General features: G+C 64.9%; 15 protein-coding genes. 7 read left to right on the top strand and 8 right to left on the bottom strand.

Translation table 11 applies throughout. From position 1 onward, the window contains the following. Positions 1-17: 17 nt before the first annotated feature. Positions 18-743 (bottom strand): hemerythrin domain-containing protein, encoded by a 726-nt coding sequence (locus QOL82_RS01130; protein ID WP_283440379.1) that lies wholly within the window; start codon positions 741-743, stop codon positions 18-20. After that, positions 694-1,818 (bottom strand): NAD(P)H-dependent flavin oxidoreductase, encoded by a 1,125-nt coding sequence (locus QOL82_RS01125; protein WP_430438429.1) that lies wholly within the window; start codon positions 1,816-1,818, stop codon positions 694-696. The genes QOL82_RS01130 and QOL82_RS01125 overlap by 50 nt, the downstream gene beginning before the upstream one ends. 369 nt (positions 1,819-2,187) lie before the next feature. Here QOL82_RS01125 and QOL82_RS01120 point away from each other — a divergent pair, with 369 nt between their 5' ends. From QOL82_RS01120 to QOL82_RS01110, 3 genes are all read left to right on the top strand, one after another. Further along, positions 2,188-3,354, top strand: a complete 1,167-nt coding sequence (locus QOL82_RS01120) for a mandelate racemase/muconate lactonizing enzyme family protein (protein ID WP_283440377.1) — start codon at positions 2,188-2,190, stop codon at positions 3,352-3,354. Between the two features lie 165 nt (positions 3,355-3,519). Further along, positions 3,520-3,807: a hypothetical protein gene (locus QOL82_RS01115; RefSeq protein ID WP_283440376.1), complete on the top strand. Its 288-nt coding sequence runs from the start codon at positions 3,520-3,522 to the stop codon at positions 3,805-3,807. A gap of 112 nt (positions 3,808-3,919) precedes the next feature. Then, positions 3,920-5,170 carry a dienelactone hydrolase family protein gene (locus tag QOL82_RS01110; RefSeq protein WP_283440375.1) on the top strand — a complete coding sequence of 417 codons (1,251 nt, stop codon included), beginning with the start codon at positions 3,920-3,922 and terminating at the stop codon, positions 5,168-5,170. 11 nt (positions 5,171-5,181) lie between these two features. Here QOL82_RS01110 and QOL82_RS01105 read toward each other — a convergent pair whose 3' ends face one another. After that, entirely contained in the window at positions 5,182-5,781 is a 600-nt protein-coding gene (locus QOL82_RS01105) for a DUF938 domain-containing protein (RefSeq protein WP_346772278.1), read from the bottom strand. A gap of 194 nt (positions 5,782-5,975) precedes the next feature. On the opposite strand from QOL82_RS01105, the gene QOL82_RS01100 reads away from it, so the two are divergent. Next, positions 5,976-6,188 carry a hypothetical protein gene (locus QOL82_RS01100; RefSeq protein ID WP_283440374.1) on the top strand — a complete coding sequence of 71 codons (213 nt, stop codon included), beginning with the start codon at positions 5,976-5,978 and terminating at the stop codon, positions 6,186-6,188. A gap of 45 nt (positions 6,189-6,233) precedes the next feature. On the opposite strand, the gene QOL82_RS01095 is transcribed toward QOL82_RS01100, so the two are convergent. The 4 genes from QOL82_RS01095 to QOL82_RS01080 form a co-directional block, all read right to left on the bottom strand. Further along, positions 6,234-7,478, bottom strand: coding sequence for a branched-chain amino acid ABC transporter substrate-binding protein (locus tag QOL82_RS01095; protein WP_283440373.1), 1,245 nt, complete (start codon positions 7,476-7,478; stop codon positions 6,234-6,236). A 140-nt stretch (positions 7,479-7,618) separates the two neighbouring features. Further along, the gene (locus QOL82_RS01090) at positions 7,619-8,467 is read right to left on the bottom strand and encodes a class I SAM-dependent methyltransferase (RefSeq protein WP_283440794.1); all 849 of its coding nucleotides are present in this window, start codon (positions 8,465-8,467) and stop codon (positions 7,619-7,621) included. An 80-nt stretch (positions 8,468-8,547) separates the two neighbouring features. After that, complete coding sequence (locus QOL82_RS01085; RefSeq protein ID WP_283440372.1) at positions 8,548-8,883, bottom strand: hypothetical protein; 336 nt, start codon at positions 8,881-8,883, stop codon at positions 8,548-8,550. A 150-nt stretch (positions 8,884-9,033) separates the two neighbouring features. Continuing rightward, positions 9,034-10,002, bottom strand: coding sequence for a tripartite tricarboxylate transporter substrate binding protein BugE (locus QOL82_RS01080; RefSeq protein ID WP_283440371.1), 969 nt, complete (start codon positions 10,000-10,002; stop codon positions 9,034-9,036). Positions 10,003-10,546: 544 nt separating this feature from the next. On the opposite strand from QOL82_RS01080, the gene QOL82_RS01075 reads away from it, so the two are divergent. Continuing rightward, positions 10,547-11,512: a TAXI family TRAP transporter solute-binding subunit gene (locus QOL82_RS01075; protein ID WP_283440370.1), complete on the top strand. Its 966-nt coding sequence runs from the start codon at positions 10,547-10,549 to the stop codon at positions 11,510-11,512. A 98-nt stretch (positions 11,513-11,610) separates the two neighbouring features. Continuing rightward, positions 11,611-13,644: a TRAP transporter permease gene (locus QOL82_RS01070; protein WP_283440369.1), complete on the top strand. Its 2,034-nt coding sequence runs from the start codon at positions 11,611-11,613 to the stop codon at positions 13,642-13,644. Between the two features lie 72 nt (positions 13,645-13,716). On the opposite strand, the gene QOL82_RS01065 is transcribed toward QOL82_RS01070, so the two are convergent. Next, on the bottom strand, positions 13,717-15,264 hold the full coding sequence (locus tag QOL82_RS01065) for a UxaA family hydrolase (protein ID WP_283440368.1): 1,548 nt from the start codon (positions 15,262-15,264) through the stop codon (positions 13,717-13,719). Here QOL82_RS01065 and QOL82_RS01060 point away from each other — a divergent pair. Beyond that, positions 15,252-15,611 (top strand): hypothetical protein, encoded by a 360-nt coding sequence (locus QOL82_RS01060; RefSeq protein ID WP_283440367.1) that lies wholly within the window; start codon positions 15,252-15,254, stop codon positions 15,609-15,611. The two genes, QOL82_RS01065 and QOL82_RS01060, sit on opposite strands and share 13 nt — an antisense overlap. The last annotated feature ends 37 nt before the right edge of the window (positions 15,612-15,648 follow it).

Below are 15,648 nucleotides of genomic sequence, written 5' to 3'. Positions count from 1 at the left end.
CCGCCTTCTCCCTTCCCTCATTGCAGCGCCGGCCCCAGGCCCACCGGCGCGGGCGTGATGCTGACGATGACGGTGAACAGGCGTTCGAAGTCGTGCTTGAGGTCGGTCCCGGCGAGCGGGTCGATGTTGCTGGCAAAGGCGCGGTCCGCCTTCTCCCAGTCGCCGGCGGAAAGATGCTCGCGCAGCGCCGGGAAAATGACATCCTCCTCGGTGCGCATGTGACGGAAATAGAAATCGGCATAGCACTCGACCTGCCCGGCAAAGGGCGCGAATTCCGGTTCGCCGCCAAACTCGTAGCGCAACAGCAGGTGCTCCAGCCGGCGCACCATCGCCTCGCCGTTCGCATGCTGGGCTTCCAGCGCCGCCAGCGTTTCGTCATGCGCATGCGTGTGCGCGCGCAGCGGCGCGAACAGGTACAGGTCTTCCTTCGGATGGTGCAGCCGCTCCGGATATTCGCTGATATACAGCAGCATGGCGCGGAACACCCGGAGGTCGGGCTGCGCCGCCTTCTCGCCGATGGCCCGCGCCAGGTAGCGCATGCCGTGGACCACGGCCGCCAGCCGCTCATGCTCCTCGCGCACGATGCGCAGCGCCCCATGCTGGCTCGCCGGCGCCGCAGCGGCGCTTTCCTTCAGGTCTTCCATGATCGCCTCCTTCGGGTTCAGGTAATGGGTTGCCGCACGCCGGGGTTCATCAAGCGGCGGCGGGCTGCGGGTCCCGGACCGGGCCATCGGCAGCGTCATTCCGTCCGCCATTCAGAATGAGCCGGACCAGGTCGCGCGCCGGCCGGATCTCTTCGCCGAACGGCAGGGGTTCCGAGCCGCGGAAAAACAGCCCGCGCTGGACGTCGCCCTTCAACGCGTAGGCCAGGCGGGTGTCGATGCAGAACTGGCCGGCCTTCGGATTGCCGTCGCGCAGCCCGCACTGGTGCAGGCAGTCGAACGCGGCGACGCAGTCGCGCGCATGGGCCTTGCGCTGCAGCTTTTCTTCCTTCGCCAGGTAGCCGTCCAGCCAGGCCGTCCTGACCGCGCGCGCCGGCAGGCCGGCTGCGCTCATGAAGGTGACGATGTCTTCCGGCCCGGCGCCTGCCAGCACGCGTTTGAACGCCGGGTGCGCATCGCCTTCCTCGGTGACGGCGAATGGCGTGCCCAGCTGCACGGCGGATGCGCCCAGCGCAAACAGCCGGCGCGCCTGTTCATGGTCGTGGACGCCGCCGGCGACGATCAGCGGGATGCGTTCGCGCGCGATGCCCAGTTCGTCCAGCAGCGCCTGCGTGGCCTCGAGCACCGCGCCGAACGCATACTGCGGCGCATGCACCTCGTCCAGCCGCGGCGCGCCCAGGTGGCCGGCCGCGTAATGCGGGTTCTCGATGATGATCGCGTCCGGCAGGCGCTGGCGGCGCATCCATTTCTTCAGCAGCAGCGCAATGCCGCGCGCGTCCGACAGGATGGGGATCAGCGCGACGTCAGGAAAGTCGGCGGTCAGTTCCGGCAGGTCCAGCGGCAGGCCGGCGCCCACCACGATGGCTTCCGCGCCGCTCGCGCAGGACTGCCGCACATAGGCCGCATAGTCGGCCACAGCGCGCATCACGTTGACCGCCACCATGCCCCGGCCGCCGGCCAGCGCAAGCGCCGCGCGCACTTCCCGGTCCAGCGCCACCAGGTTGGCCGCATTGATCGCGGCCTTGTCGCGCGAGCGGCCGGTCTGGGCCATCAGGTCGGCATGATGGCGCCGCAGGTCGACGCTGGAAATCGTTCCCATCGCGCCGAGCGATGCGACCGCGCCGGCCAGCCGGTGCGCCGACACGCCCACGCCCATGCCGCCCTGGACGATGGGCAGCAGGGTCTTGTTTTTGATGGTGAGCGCGGGAAAGGGAGTGGAGAGCACGGTCGGTTTTCCTGGAAAAGCAGAGACGGCCGACTGTAGCGCCGGGCGGTTTTTGAAAAATTGACATGGGTCAAAATTTTCAGGGAGGGAATCGGGCAAGGAAGGCAGCGGCAGCGCATCGCCCGATCCGCCGGCCGCGGCAGGCGGCGGCGCGCCCTTCCTTGCCAGCAGCGAAAGGGACTGCATTCGCCGGCGGCCCCGGCTGCCGCCGTGCGCCGGATCATCGCGTGAACCGGGTGTTTTATGGGCAGGCCCGCATGCCTTATGCTGACGCCACTTTCAACCTGCCTGGAGCACTCAATGCGTATCGTCGAAATCCGCGAGAAAACCCTTCCCATCAGCTCGCCCATCCGCAATGCCTACATCGACTTCTCGAAAATGACGCTGTCGCTGGTGGCCGTGATCACCGACGTTATCCGGGACGGCAAGCCGGTGGTTGGCTACGGCTTCAACTCGAACGGCCGCTACGGCCAGGGCATGCTGATGCGCGAACGCTTCATCCCGCGGATCATGGAAGCCGACCCGGCCTCGCTGGTCGACGACACCGGCGCCAACCTCGATCCGCACAGGATCTGGAACTGCATGTTCACCAATGAAAAGCCGGGCGGCCACGGCGAGCGCTCGGTGGCCATGGGCACGATGGACATGGCGATCTGGGACGCGGTCGCCAAGATCGCCGAGAAGCCGCTGTACCAGCTGCTGGCCGAGCGCTACGGCGACGGCCAGGCCAAACGCGAAATCTTCGTCTACGCGGCCGGCGGCTATTACTATCCGGGCAAGGGCCTGGACAAGCTGCAGGACGAGATGCGTAGCTATATCGACCGCGGCTACAGCGTGGTCAAGATGAAGATCGGCGGCGACAGCCTGGCCGAGGACCAGCGCCGCATCGAGGGCGTGCTGTCGGTGCTGCAGGACGGCCAGCGGCTGTGCGTGGACGCCAACGGCCGCTTCGACATGGACACCGCCATCGCGTATGCGAAAGCGCTGGGCCAGTACGACCTGTTCTGGTACGAGGAAGCCGGCGATCCGCTCGACTACGAGCTGCAGTCCATCCTGCGCAGCTACTATCCGAACCCGATGGCGACCGGCGAGAACCTGTTCTCGATGCAGGATGCGCGCAACCTGATCCGCTACGGCGGCATGCGCGCCGACCGCGACTGGCTGCAGTTCGACTGCGCGCTCAGCTACGGCCTGGTCGAATACCTGCGCACGCTGGACATGCTGCGCGAGCACGGCTGGTCGCCTGCCCGCTGCATCCCGCACGGCGGCCACCAGATGTCGCTCAATATCGCGGCCGGCCTGGGCCTGGGCGGCAACGAGTCCTACCCGGACCTGTTCCAGCCCTTCGGCGGCTTCCCGGATGGCGTCGAAGTGAAGGACAGCCGCATCGTGATGCCGGAACTTGCCGGCATCGGCTTCGAAGGCAAGGCCAACCTGATCAGCGTAATGCGCGAACTGAGCGCCTGACCGCTATTCCCGGCCACCTTTTCCGCCCCGGACGCGTCATCGACGTGTCCGGGGCTTTTGCCTTGCTGGCGCAAAAACCACATTCCGCTATTTCTTCCCCATCGAATTTACTGCCGTAGAGCAATTTATGTGATGATTTAAACCTATTGCATCGGGGAAATTATCATGGATTCACGCTTCCGCTTCGGACGCAACAAGTGCCTGGCCCTGGGCGGTCTCGGTATCGTCACCGTATCCGCGCTGCTGTTGTTCAACATCCCGCCTGGCCAGTTCCAGTCTCCCTTCGATCCATCCGGCCGTCAGGCGGACAGCACGCTGAAACCGTCCGCGCCAGTCACGCGCAGGGCGGATAACGACCCGGCCTGCCGCGACCGGACCCGCATTCCCGGCGTGACATGCAGGTCGGGCAGGTCACTCAATACGGAATTCTTCGAACAATCCCGCATGCATTAACAAAGTTGCAATTCAGAATTTATTTTCGAGAATTGTCATTGCGGTATTGAGTTCAAGAAAGTTGATTCCTAGAATTAATTCCTGGTTTGCGTAATTGTTCAGGAGTGCCGCAATGTCTGCCCGCCTTGTCCGCATCGTTCACCTTTTCGCCCGGATCGCCGTAGCCGGCTGCCTCGCACTGTCCGGGCTGTCCTACACCCGGGCGCAGGAAACCACGCTGGACGCCAGGCTCAATGAACAGGTGGTCATGGTGCCCGGCGCGAACGGCAACCTGCTGGAAACGACGATATTCCGCCCGCCGGGCCAGGGTCCCTTCCCGCTCGTGGTGATGAACCACGGCAAGCAGCCCGGCGACCCCCGCCTGCAATCGCGCGACCGCTTCTATTACCTGAGCCGCGAGTTCGTTCGCCGCGGCTATGCCGTCATCGTGCCGATGCGCAGCGGCTTCGCCCGTTCCGGCGGCGACTATTCGGACTACGGCTGCAACATGGCGGGCAACGGCTACCTGCAGGCGGCCGACCTGCGCGCCGCCCTGCACTACGCGCGCTCGCAGCCCTGGGTGGATGGCAACCGCGTCATCGTCGCCGGCCAGTCCTACGGCGGCCTGGCGACGCTCGCCGCCGGCGCTGGCGACTTGCCCGGCGTGCGCGGCCTGCTGAACTTCGCCGGCGGCCTGCGCGCCGACGACGGCAGCTGCCAGTGGAAATCCGCGCTGGTCACCGCCTTCGCCGACTTCGGCCGCCACAACCGGCTGCCCAGCCTGTGGTTCTACGGCGCCAACGACAGCTATTTCAACCATGAACTGGTGAACCGGCTGCACCGGGCCTATGCCGGCGCCGGCGGCGACGCCCGCCTGGTTGCCTATGACGCGTTCAAGAACGACGCCCACGGCATGGTCGGCAGCCGCGATGGCTTCGCGATCTGGTGGCCGCATGCCGAGCGCTTCCTGAAGCAGCTCGGCATGCCGACCGCGGAAGTCGTCGCCATTGCCGAAGACCCGCCCATCCCGCGCACGGACTTCGCGGCGATCCAGGATATCGAATCGGTGCCCTTCCTGCGCGAGCGCGGACGGGAAGCCTACCGCGCCTTCCTGTCGAAGGCGACGCCGCGCGCATTCGCGGTGTCGCCCAGCGGCGCCTGGAGTTGGGCCGAGGAAGGCGAGGACCCGGTGACACGCGTGCTCAGCGCCTGCCAGGCCAACAGCCGCCAGCCATGCAGGCTGTATGCGGTCGACGATTACGTGGTGTGGAACGAGAGCCCGCAGGTGCCTGCCAACATGGCCAGCACGGGCGGCAATGCGGTCCTGGACGAGCGGCAGCCGGTTGTTTCACCCGACCTGACCGCGTCCCTGCGCGGACGCTGATCTGCCGCGCCTTAACCGGCGCGCCGCCAGGCCAGCAGCTTGTTGTTGGCGGGCAGCGGCAGGTCCGCCACCGGCGTCAGTTGCTGCGCGCGCGCCAGTGCGTCGACATCTTCCTGGTTGCGCAGGCCCATGTGCGGCGCCTGCGCCCTCAGGCTGGCGTCGAACTGCGCATTGCTGGCCGAGGTGAACTGGCCGTCGAAGTTGAAGGGTCCGTAGATGCACAGCATGCCGCCCGGCGCCAGCACCCGGCCGATACCATGAAACATGCGCTGCACTTCTGGCCACGACATGATGTGGCAGGTGTTGGCGGTATAGACCGCGTCGAACGGCCCCGGCGGCCAGTCGTCGCTGCCGGCGTCCAGCGCCAGAGGCGCTAGCACGTTGGGCAGCGCCGCCTCGTCCAGCCATGCGCGGATGCCTTCATGGTTGGCCGGCAGGTCGCTGGTCTGCCAGGTCAGGTCCGGCAGCGCGGCGCCGAAATGCACTGCATGCTGGCCGGTGCCGCTGCCGATTTCGAGCACGCTGCGGCAGTCCGCCAGCAGCGGGCGCAGGGCGGCAAGGATCGGTTCGCGGTTACGCGCGCTGGCCGGGGAAAATTGTTTTTTCATCATTTGGATGCATGCGCCGCGTGTTTGAGGTTCAGCAGTTTGTCATGGTTTGCGGTGTAGCAGATGCCCATGCTTCCTACATGAACTGGCGGCTTTTTCCTACGTCCATGAAACCGGGTAAATGATTTAATCATTTCGAGCGCGGCATCGTGATCCCGCCCCGCGCAACAGGACGCATCACTTGAGCGAGAATATCCATGAACAGCACTGACGAAGCCATCCTCACCTTTGCCGAGGCCTTTGCCCGGCTCGGCGACCGCAAGCACAGCGAACTGTATCTCGAAGCGCTGGCGACGATCGTGCGCATGGCGAAGGCCGAGGAACGGCATGCGGTCCAGCTCGGACGCATAGAGGACGACGGGATGGCGCTGCAGTCGATGCAGGCCATCCCGTCGCTGCGCATGCATTGAACATGTCCGTGGCGCCAGGCCACGGACCGTCACGGACGGGCTATATCAGGCGCCCGGACGCTTCATCTGGCACGAGCTTGGCTGCGCCGCGACATAGGTGTCGATCTTCTGGTCGGTGCGCCAGCCGTAGCCGGTGTTCTCCTGGTCGTACTTGACATCCTTGCCATTGGTTTTCACCCAGGTCGCGACAATTAGCGGCTGCTGCACCTGGTGATCGGACTTGCGCATCTCGGTCTCGCCGTTCAGGCTCTTGACCTTCATGCCTTCCATCGCGAACGCGACCTTGACCGGGTCGGCCGACTTGCTGTCCTTGATCGCCTTGGACAGCATGGACACGACCGTGTAGGTGTCCATCACGTAGAAGTCGTCATTGAACTTCTGCTTGAAGCCGTTGGCGATATCGCTGCCGACGAAGCCATCATTGTTGACGTTCCAGTAAGCGACCTGCTTGACGCGGTCGGCGCCGGCCGCGCCCATCGCGGTCGGCACGCCGGACGTCGCCGCGTAGTAGGTATAGAAGTTGGCCTTCAGGTCGGCGTCCTTGGCGGCCTTGATCAGCAGCGCCAGGTCGGCGCCCCAGTTGCCGGTCACGACCGTGTCGGCGCCCGATGCCTTGATCTTGGCGACGTAGGGCGAGAAGTCCTTCACCTGCGCGATCGGATGCAGATCGTCGCCGACGATCTGGATGTCCGGACGCTTGCGCTTCAGGTAGTCCTTGGCTGCGCGCGTGACCTGGTGGCCGAACGAGTAGTTCTGGCCGATGATGTAGACCTTCTTGATCGACTGGTCCTTGGCCATATAGCTGGTCAGGCCTTCCATCTTCATGTCCGAGTTGGCGTCGAAGCGGAAATGCCAGAAGCTGCACTTGCTGTTGGTGAGGTCGGGGTCGATCGCCGAATAGTTCAGGAACACGACTTCCTTGCCGGGGTTGCGCTCATTGTGCTTGTTGACTGCGTCGACCAGCGCCAGCGCCACTGCCGAGCCATTGCCCTGGGCGATATAGCGGTAGCCCTGGTCGATCGCGCTTTTCAACTGGGACAGCGATTCCTGCGGGCTCAGCTTGTTGTCGAAGGCGGTGAACTGCAGCGTGTTGTCGCCTGCCCATTTTTCCTTGTTGGCTTTTTCGGCGATGAACTGGAAGCTGTTCAGGATATTGCTGGAGATTGGCGACATCGGGCCGGAAAAGGCATCGATCACGGCAATCTTGACGGTTTCGGCGCTTGCGGCCTGGGGGGCGAAAGCGGCGGCGAGGGAAAGCGCGCACGCAAGCGGGCGGTACGGAAAAGCCATTGTTTCTGTCTCCTGAGGATGGTCGTCATGCGGGTGCATGCGGTTTTTTTATCAGCGCCGTGGCACGCCCGGCGCGGGTCCATCTTCCATGCCGCCTATCTGCTTGTCAAGACCGCCTGTCCAGGCTGGCCCTTGCCATGCTAGGCCGAGGCTTCGGCGGCCTCGGTAAAGAAGCGCTCGCCCAGCTCCTCGATGCCCAGCGACTGCAGCACCCCGCGCAGCCGTTCCGACGGCCGCTTGCGCGGCAGGTCGCGGTAGCTTGCGACGATCAGTTCGTTCTTCATCGAATGCTCCCATCCGACCAGTTCGGTCACGGTGACCTGGTAGCCATGGGCTTCGAGCTGCAGGCAGCGCAGCACGTTGGTCAGCTGGCTGCCGAATTCACGGGTATGGACCGGGTGCCGCCATATCTCGGTCAGCGGGTCGCGCGCCAGCGACTGCGCCTTGTTCTTCTTCAGCACCGACGCCACTTCAGCTTGGCAGCATGGCACCAGCACGATGAAGCGCGCCTGTTTTTTCAGCGCGAAGTGGATCGCGTCATCGGTCGCCGTATTGCAGGCATGGAGCGCGGTCACGACATCGACCCGCGCCGGCAGACGCGGCGACGTGATCGCGTCGGCCACCGACAGGTGTTCGAAGGCCATGCCGGGGAAGTCCAGCCGCTGCGCCAGTTCTTCCGATTTCCTGACGAGTTCCTCGCGGGTCTCGATGCCGTAGATGCGCGAACCCGGCGACTCGCTCTGGCGCGCCTTGAAAAACAGGTCGTACAGGATGAAACCCAGGTAGGACTTGCCGGCGCCATGGTCCACCAGCTGGACATCGGGCTTGTCGGCCAGCACCTGCTCCAGCAGCGGCTCGATGAACTGGACCAGGTGATAGACCTGCTTGAGCTTGCGCCGGCTGTCCTGGTTCAGCTTGCCGTCGCGGGTCAGGATATGCAATTCCTTCAACAGCTCGACCGACTGCCCCGGCCTGAGCTCGTCTGCCAGCGGGTTGGGCGCGGGCTGCCTGCCTTCGGCCGCCCTGTCGTGGACCGGCTTGCCTTCGACTGCTTTTTTCGCTTGCTTCTTCACTCTTGCATGTTCCAGTGTTCCGGTCCGCCTTCGCCATGGTGCTCTTCGAACTGCAGCAGCAGGTCCTCGCGCACATGGTCGGGCAGGTTCGGATATTTGTCGGCATTGGCGATGGCCTGGTACTCGCGGCTTGCGTCGCGCAGGTCCGCGGGAACCGGGTAATCGTCGAGGTAGTCTTCCAGCCAGGCGTCGCCCAGCTCGTTCTTCAGCTGCTCGCGCTGCTCGTCCGACAGCGACGCCAGGTCGCCGTCGCCGGTATTGATGTGCTGCATCAGCGCGTCCAGCGCTTCCGCGGTGGACGGCGGTTCAAACAGGTGCTTGTGGCTGCTCATGTGCAGTGCGCTCCTTAGTATCTGTGAAGACGATGGTAGACGATCCTGTCACGGCGCAGCGCGGGGCGCCGGGCCGGCTTGATTCCGCACAAGCGGATGGGCCGGCGGCGTCCCGCGGCTGTCGCCGTGGGACGCCGCCGGCGCGGGCGATCAAGAATTTTCGAACTTGATGCCCTGCTTCTGGACCACGGCCTTGGCCTTTTCCAGTTCATGCTTGATCTCGGCCGCATGCTGGGCCGGGGTGTTCGCGGCGGACTCCGAACCGCTCTGCTTGAGCTTGTCGCGCACGTCGGGCAGGCTCAGCACCTTGGCGGCCGCGGCATTGAGCCGGTTGACGATCGCCTCGGGCGTCTTGGCCGGCGCCACCAGGCCATACCACGCCGGGTCGTTCACCTGCGGCAGTCCGAGTTCGGCGAAGGTCGGCACATTCGGCAGGCCCTCGACCCGCTTCGGCGCCGCAACGGCGATCGCGCGGATCTTGCCGGTCTGGATATGGCCCATCGACGAAGGCAGGTTATCGAACATCATTTCGACCTGGCCGCCGAGCAGGTCGATCAGCGCCGGGCCGGAGCCGCGATAGGGCATGTGGGTGATGAAGGTGCCGGTCGACACCTTGAACTGCTCGCCCATCATGTGCAGCACGCTGCAGACGCCCGACGATGCGTAATTGAACTTGCCCGGATTCTTCTTGACGAGGTCGAGCAGCTGCTTGAAATCCTGCGCCGGAAACTTTTGCGCGGCGGTCAGCACGTTAGGCGTGCGCGCCAGATTGGTGATCGGCGTGAAGCTGGCGATCGGGTCGTACGGCAGCTGCGGATTGCAGGCGGCATTGACCGCGTGCGTCGAGATCGTGGAGATGCCCAGCGTATAGCCGTCCGGCGCGGCGCGGGCCACCGCATTGGCGCCCAGTGCGCCGCCGGCGCCGGCGCGGTTCTCGACGACGACGGTCTGTCCGAGCTCCTTGCCCATCTTGTCCGCCACCACGCGGGCGACGAGGTCGGTGGTGCCGCCGGGCGCGAACGGGACGATCAGGGTGATCGGCTTGCTCGGGTAGGTGTCGGCGTAGGCGGAGGCTGAAAAAGCGAGCGTGCAGGCAAGCAGTGTGGTCTTTAGCTTCATGGCGGTTTCTTCGGGTTGAATGAAAGTGGCCCCGATTTTACTGTAAAGACATCCGCCATCAATCCGGCGGCGGCGTCGCCGCTTTCGCCTGCGCAAGCCTGGGCCGGGCCGGCGCCAGGGTTCGACGCGCGCAAACGACGGCGATGCGGCGGCGCGGCGGCCGCATGAATTTCTTGACAAGCGCCATGTTGATGAGACATCTTGTGTATAAGAACTACGGTGCCGGCCTCAGGCAGGCCGCGAGCGCACGCGGTTCATATAAATAATTATAGAGCCTGACCCGGCAAGCAAACGCCGAAGGCCGATGGAGACAAGCATGTACAGACGTACCCACGCACCAGCCGGACCGGCTGCGGTGCAGCGCCGTGCGCGGCAGCACGGCCTGGCAGCCCGGGCCTCACCCATACCCGCCCTTCCCTTCGATTTCGACCCCAGCCCCGGGCATCAAGCTCCGGGTGCGGCCGCTGCATTCTTCATCCGCTAGCGCAGAGCCGCAGCACCGCCAGTCAGACCATTCGGCATTTCATCCATCAAGGAGAACACCATGTTTAAACGTATCGTGCGCATCGGGCTGGCCGGACTTGCCCTGACCCTGGGCCTGGCGACCGCCGCATCGGCCCAGAACCTGTCGATCGCCACCGGCGGCACCGGGGGCGTGTATTACCCGATGGGCGGCGGCATGGCCGCCGTGCTGTCCAAGCATGTGCCGGGCATGCAGGCGACGGCCGAAGTGACCGGCGGCTCGGTCGACAACCTCAAGCTGGTCGGTTCCGGCCAGCCTTACATCGGCTTCACGATGTCCGACGCCGCGCAGGATGCGTACAAGGGCGAGGACAAGTTCAAGTCCAAGAAAGTCCCGGTCCGCACCATCGCAGTGCTTTATCCGAACCGGATGCACCTGGTGACCGTGGAGGGACGCAACGTCACCAAGCTGTCCGACCTGAAGGGCAAGCACGTATCCACCGGCTCGCCCGGCAGCGCCACCGAGGTGATGGCATTCCGCATCCTTGAAGCGGCCGGGCTGGACAAGGACAAGGATGTCAAGCGCGAGCGGCTGTCGGTGGCCGAGTCGGTCAATGCGATCAAGGACAACAAGATCGACGCCTTCTTCTGGGTCGGCGGCCTGCCCACCGCGGCCGTGACCGACCTGGCCAACACGCCAGGCACCAAGATCAAGATGATCGACCATGCGGAAGTGGTGCCGGTCATGAACAAGAAATACGGCAACATCTACCTGGCCGACACCATCCCGAAAACCATGTACAGCGGCATGGCCGCCGACAACAAGCAGGCGACCGTGATGAACATCCTGGTCGCCAATGAAAACATGGACGACAAGACCGCCTACAACATCGCGAAGACGATCTTCGAGAAGCGCGACGAACTGATTGCCGTGCACAAGGAAGCGGAAAACTTCAAGCTCGAAAACCAGAAGACGGCGGCGACGCCGGTCCCGTTCCACCCGGGCGCGGCGAAGTACTACGCTGAAAAAGGCGTCAAGCTCGACTGAGCGCAGGCGTTCGCAATGCGCCGGCAGGAGGATCATGCATCGTCCCGCCGGCGCCCCCGTTTGGTCACGAACCCACGAAACCGGAATGAATGGCGCACATGAGTGAATCGAGCACACCGCCCGCCGCAGCGATACCCGCTGCCGTCAGCGAAGAGGCGTTGAAGAAGGCCGAAGCGTATATCGAGGAGGAAGAAGGCGCGGCGAACCGGATGACGGGACGGATCGCCGGCTTCCTGACCCTGGTCGCCGTGATCATGTCCCTGTTCCACCTCTACGCCGCCTATGCGATCGTGCCGACGCAGACCCTGCGGCCGGTGCATGTCGGCTTCGTGCTGTTCCTGTCCTTCCTGATATTTCCGGTATCGCGGCGCTTCCGCCACCGCATCATGTGGTGGGACTGGCTGGCCGCGCTGCTGTCGATCGCGGTCATCGTCTATGCGCTGATGGGCGGCGACGATTTCAGCGACCGCAACACGATGCCCGACCCGCTGGACATCGTCTGCGGCGCGCTGCTGATGCTGCTGGTGCTGGAAGCGATGCGCCGCACCGCCGGCTGGATCATGCCGGTCGTGACCGTCTGCTTCATCCTGTACGCGCTGTTCGGCGCCTACCTGCCGCAGCCATGGACGCACAAGGGCTACGCGCTCGGGCGCCTGGTCGGCCAGATGTACATGACGCTCGAAGGCATCTTCGGCGTGGCGGTCGACGTGTCGTCGTCGCTGATCATCCTGTTCACCATTTTCGGCGCCTTCCTGCAGTACTCGAACGCCGGCAAGTTCTATATCGACTTCTCCTTCTCCGCGATGGGCGGCAAGCCGACCGGCGCCGGCCGCACCGTCGTGCTGGCGTCCTTCCTTCTCGGCGGCCCGTCCGGCTCCGGCGTCGCGACCACGGTGACGCTGGGCTCGGTGGCCTGGCCGATGCTGGCCAAGGTGGGCTACGAACGCAACGCCGCCGGCGGCCTGCTGGCGGCCGGCGGGCTGGGCGCCATCATCTCGCCGCCGGTGCTGGGCGCGGCCGCCTTCCTGATTGCCGAATTCCTGAAGATTTCCTATCTCGACGTGCTGCTGATGGCCGCCATACCGACCATCCTGTTCTACCTGGCGCTGTTCCTGATGGTCGAGATCGACGCCCGCAAGTACGGCATGGGCAACACGGTCTTCGAGAAGGTGGACTCGGTGTGGAACCTGACCCGGCGCTACTGGTTCCACTTCGTGTCGCTGATCTCGATCGTGGTCTTCATGATGATGGGCTACTCGCCGGTGCTGTCGGTCTTCTGGGCGACCATCGTGACCTTCCTGGTCAGCTTCCTCGACCCCGAATGCTCGCTGCTGCCTTACAGCCTGTTCCGCGGGCGCGGGTCGGTGCTGGGCCAGATCGTCAATTCCAAGCTTGTGAAGGCGCTGGAAGCCGGCTCGGTCGGCGTGCTCAACGTCGCCGCGACCTGCGCCGGCGCCGGCATCATCGTCGGCGTCGTCACGCTGACCGGCCTGGGCCTGAAGTTCAGCTCGATCGTGATCGACTACGCGGGCGGCTCGCTGCTGCTCACCGCCGTCTACACCGCGCTGGTGGTCTGGATCGTCGGACTGGCCGTGCCGGTGACGGCGTCCTACATCATCTGCGCCGTGATCACCGCGCCGGCGCTGATCAAGCTGGGCGTGCCGGACTTCGCCGCCCACATGTTCATCTTCTATTACGCGGTGCTGTCGGAAGTCTCGCCGCCGACCGCGCTGTCGCCGTTCGCCGCGTCGGCCATCACCGGCGGCGACCCGTACAAGACCACGATGCAGTGCTGGAAATACACGGTGCCGGCCTTCCTGCTGCCCTTCATGTTCGTACTCGACCCGAGCGGCCAGGGACTGCTGCTGATGGGCTCGACCAAGGCGCTGGCCGCCGCCAACTGGTGGTCGATCGCCCAGGTCACCCTGACCGCCGCCGCCGGTATCACCGCGCTGGCCGCGGGCTTCCAGGGCTGGATGTTCCTGCGCACGACCGCGGTCGAACGCACGATGCTGCTGGTCTCCGGCTTTGCGCTGGTGTATCCGGGCACGCTGTCGGACCTGCTGGGTTTCGGCCTGCTGGTCGCCACGGTGGCGATGCAGCAGCTGCGCATGCGCCGCGTGCTGGCCTGATGCACGGCTGAGGGGCAGGCGGGACGCGGGGCGTTCCGCCTGCCCTGCCCCGCTTCCCAGTGCCTCATCGCTTCAGCTCATCACGCCGATCTGCCAGGGCACGAATTCATTGTCCCCCAGCCCGAGCAGCTCGCTCTTGCTGGCCTCGCCGGACGCGGTGCGCAGCAGGCAGTCGAAGATGCGTTTTCCCATCTCCTCGATCGAGACCGTGCCGTCGAGTATCTCGCCGCAGTTCAGGTCCATGTCTTCCTCCAGCCGCGTGAACATCGGCGTATTGGTGGCAAGCTTGATCGAGGGCACCGGCTTGGCGCCGAACATGGACCCGCGCCCGGTCGTGAACGCGATCAGGTTGGCGCCGCCGGCGATCTGCCCGGTGGCCGACACCGGGTCGTAGCCCGGCGTGTCCATGAAGACCAGTCCCTTCGCCGTCACCGGCTCGGCATAGCGGTAGACGTCCATCAGCGGCCCGGTGCCGCCCTTCATCGACGACCCCAGCGATTTCTCGAAGATGTTGGCCAGTCCCCCGACCTGGTTGCCGGGGCTGACCTGGCCGTTGATCTGGACGTCGCGGCCGACCGAATAGACGTCCTTCCACCAGCGGATCCGGTCGACCAGCTTTTCGCCGACCTCGCGGCTGGTCGCCCGCCTGGTCAGCGTGTGCTCGACGCCATAGATCTCCGGGGTCTCGGAAAGTATCGCGGTGCCGCCATGCCGCACCAGCAGGTCGACCGCGGCGCCGAGCGCCGGGTTCGCGGTGATCGACGAGAAGCCGTCCGAGCCGCCGCACTGGAGGCCGACGCAGAGATGGCTGGCCGGCACCGGCTGGCGCACTACCGCGTTGGCAGCCGGCAGCAGCTCGCGCACCGCGTTTATCCCGGCCTCGATGGACTTGCGCGTGCCGCCGGTCTCCTGCATCGTCATCGTGCGCAGCAGGCTGCCGGGCTGGAGCTGCTGGTCCGCCAGCAGCCCGTCGAGCTGGTTGCGTTCGCAGCCCAGGCCGACGATCAGGACCGCGGCAAGGTTGGGATGGCGCGCGTAGCCTGCCATGGTCCGCCGCAGCAGCGCCATCGGTTCGCCGCTCATTTCCATCCCGCAGCCGAGCGCGTGGCTGAACGCGACCACGCCATCGACGTTCGGGTATGCCGCCAGCCGTTCCCCGGTGAACCAGTCGGCGATCCTGCGCACCGCGGTCGCGGAGCAGTTCACGGTCGACAGGATGCCGATGTAGTTGCGTGTCGCCACCCGTCCGTCCGGCCGGACGATGCCCTGGAAATGGGCGCGCTCCCGTTCCGGCACCATCTCGACCGGGCTGAATTCCGACCCGTGCGCATAGTCCCGCTGGAATTCGCGGAATGCGGTGTTGTGGCCATGCACCAGCGTGCCGGCCGGTATGTCGAGCGTGGCAAAGCCGACCACGATGTTGTACTTGTAAATCGGCTCATCCTTTTTGATCAGCCGCGACGCGATCTTGTACCCGGCCGGCACCTGGCTGCGGCTGGTGAACCCTTCCTGGGGAACGTGGACGCCCATGCCCACGTCGGTGCGCGCGACCACGATGTTGTCGGACGGATGCAGGCGGATGACCGGGCCGAGGAAACGCTTGTGCGATGTCTCTATCATTTTTGATTTTTGTGCAGGATTTGATGGGGCGCCGTAACGGCAAGCGGCGCAGGCGTTGGAACGCTCCATTATTCGGCCATGCGCGCAAAAAGGAAATTATCTTTCCTGTTGCTTGCGTAAAAAGTTCGCTGGGCGCATCGGTGCGCGCAAGCACGCAAGGCCTGCCGGCGGCCATCGCCGCGCCGGACCAGGGACCACCATTAAGATTGCGCAAAACCGCTGCCGCCAGCCGTGCGATAAGAAAGTACAGACACATTCCAGCCATGGCTTCAAAAACTGTCGGCAAGCTCCTACACAAGAATCGGAGAAACACGGGTATTGAAAAATTTGCATTTCAGAGAAGATGAGGTACGCAAAATTTGCAAAACCGATTACGACGGGAGA

The organism is Noviherbaspirillum suwonense (genome assembly GCF_900182955.1).
Lineage (GTDB): Bacteria > Pseudomonadota > Gammaproteobacteria > Burkholderiales > Burkholderiaceae_D > Noviherbaspirillum_A > Noviherbaspirillum_A suwonense.
Note: the sequence above shows the minus strand (reverse complement) of the source record. Positions and strands in the feature narration are given on the sequence as shown.

Bases quoted from the DNA above. Each gene is read 5' to 3' on its own strand.
- QOL82_RS01130 (WP_283440379.1), bottom strand. From the start codon at position 743: ATGACGCTGCCGATGGCCCGGTCCGGGACCCGCAGCCCGCCGCCGCTT.
- QOL82_RS01125 (WP_430438429.1), bottom strand. From the start codon at position 1,818: ATGGGCGTGGGCGTGTCGGCGCACCGGCTGGCCGGCGCGGTCGCATCG.
- QOL82_RS01120 (WP_283440377.1), top strand. From the start codon at position 2,188: ATGCGTATCGTCGAAATCCGCGAGAAAACCCTTCCCATCAGCTCGCCC.
- QOL82_RS01115 (WP_283440376.1), top strand. From the start codon at position 3,520: ATGGATTCACGCTTCCGCTTCGGACGCAACAAGTGCCTGGCCCTGGGC.
- QOL82_RS01110 (WP_283440375.1), top strand. From the start codon at position 3,920: ATGTCTGCCCGCCTTGTCCGCATCGTTCACCTTTTCGCCCGGATCGCC.
- QOL82_RS01105 (WP_346772278.1), bottom strand. From the start codon at position 5,781: ATGATGAAAAAACAATTTTCCCCGGCCAGCGCGCGTAACCGCGAACCG.
- QOL82_RS01100 (WP_283440374.1), top strand. From the start codon at position 5,976: ATGAACAGCACTGACGAAGCCATCCTCACCTTTGCCGAGGCCTTTGCC.
- QOL82_RS01095 (WP_283440373.1), bottom strand. From the start codon at position 7,478: ATGGCTTTTCCGTACCGCCCGCTTGCGTGCGCGCTTTCCCTCGCCGCC.
- QOL82_RS01085 (WP_283440372.1), bottom strand. From the start codon at position 8,883: ATGAGCAGCCACAAGCACCTGTTTGAACCGCCGTCCACCGCGGAAGCG.
- QOL82_RS01080 (WP_283440371.1), bottom strand. From the start codon at position 10,002: ATGAAGCTAAAGACCACACTGCTTGCCTGCACGCTCGCTTTTTCAGCC.
- QOL82_RS01075 (WP_283440370.1), top strand. From the start codon at position 10,547: ATGTTTAAACGTATCGTGCGCATCGGGCTGGCCGGACTTGCCCTGACC.
- QOL82_RS01070 (WP_283440369.1), top strand. From the start codon at position 11,611: ATGAGTGAATCGAGCACACCGCCCGCCGCAGCGATACCCGCTGCCGTC.
- QOL82_RS01060 (WP_283440367.1), top strand. From the start codon at position 15,252: ATGTCTCTATCATTTTTGATTTTTGTGCAGGATTTGATGGGGCGCCGT.
- QOL82_RS01065 (WP_283440368.1), bottom strand. From the start codon at position 15,264: ATGATAGAGACATCGCACAAGCGTTTCCTCGGCCCGGTCATCCGCCTG.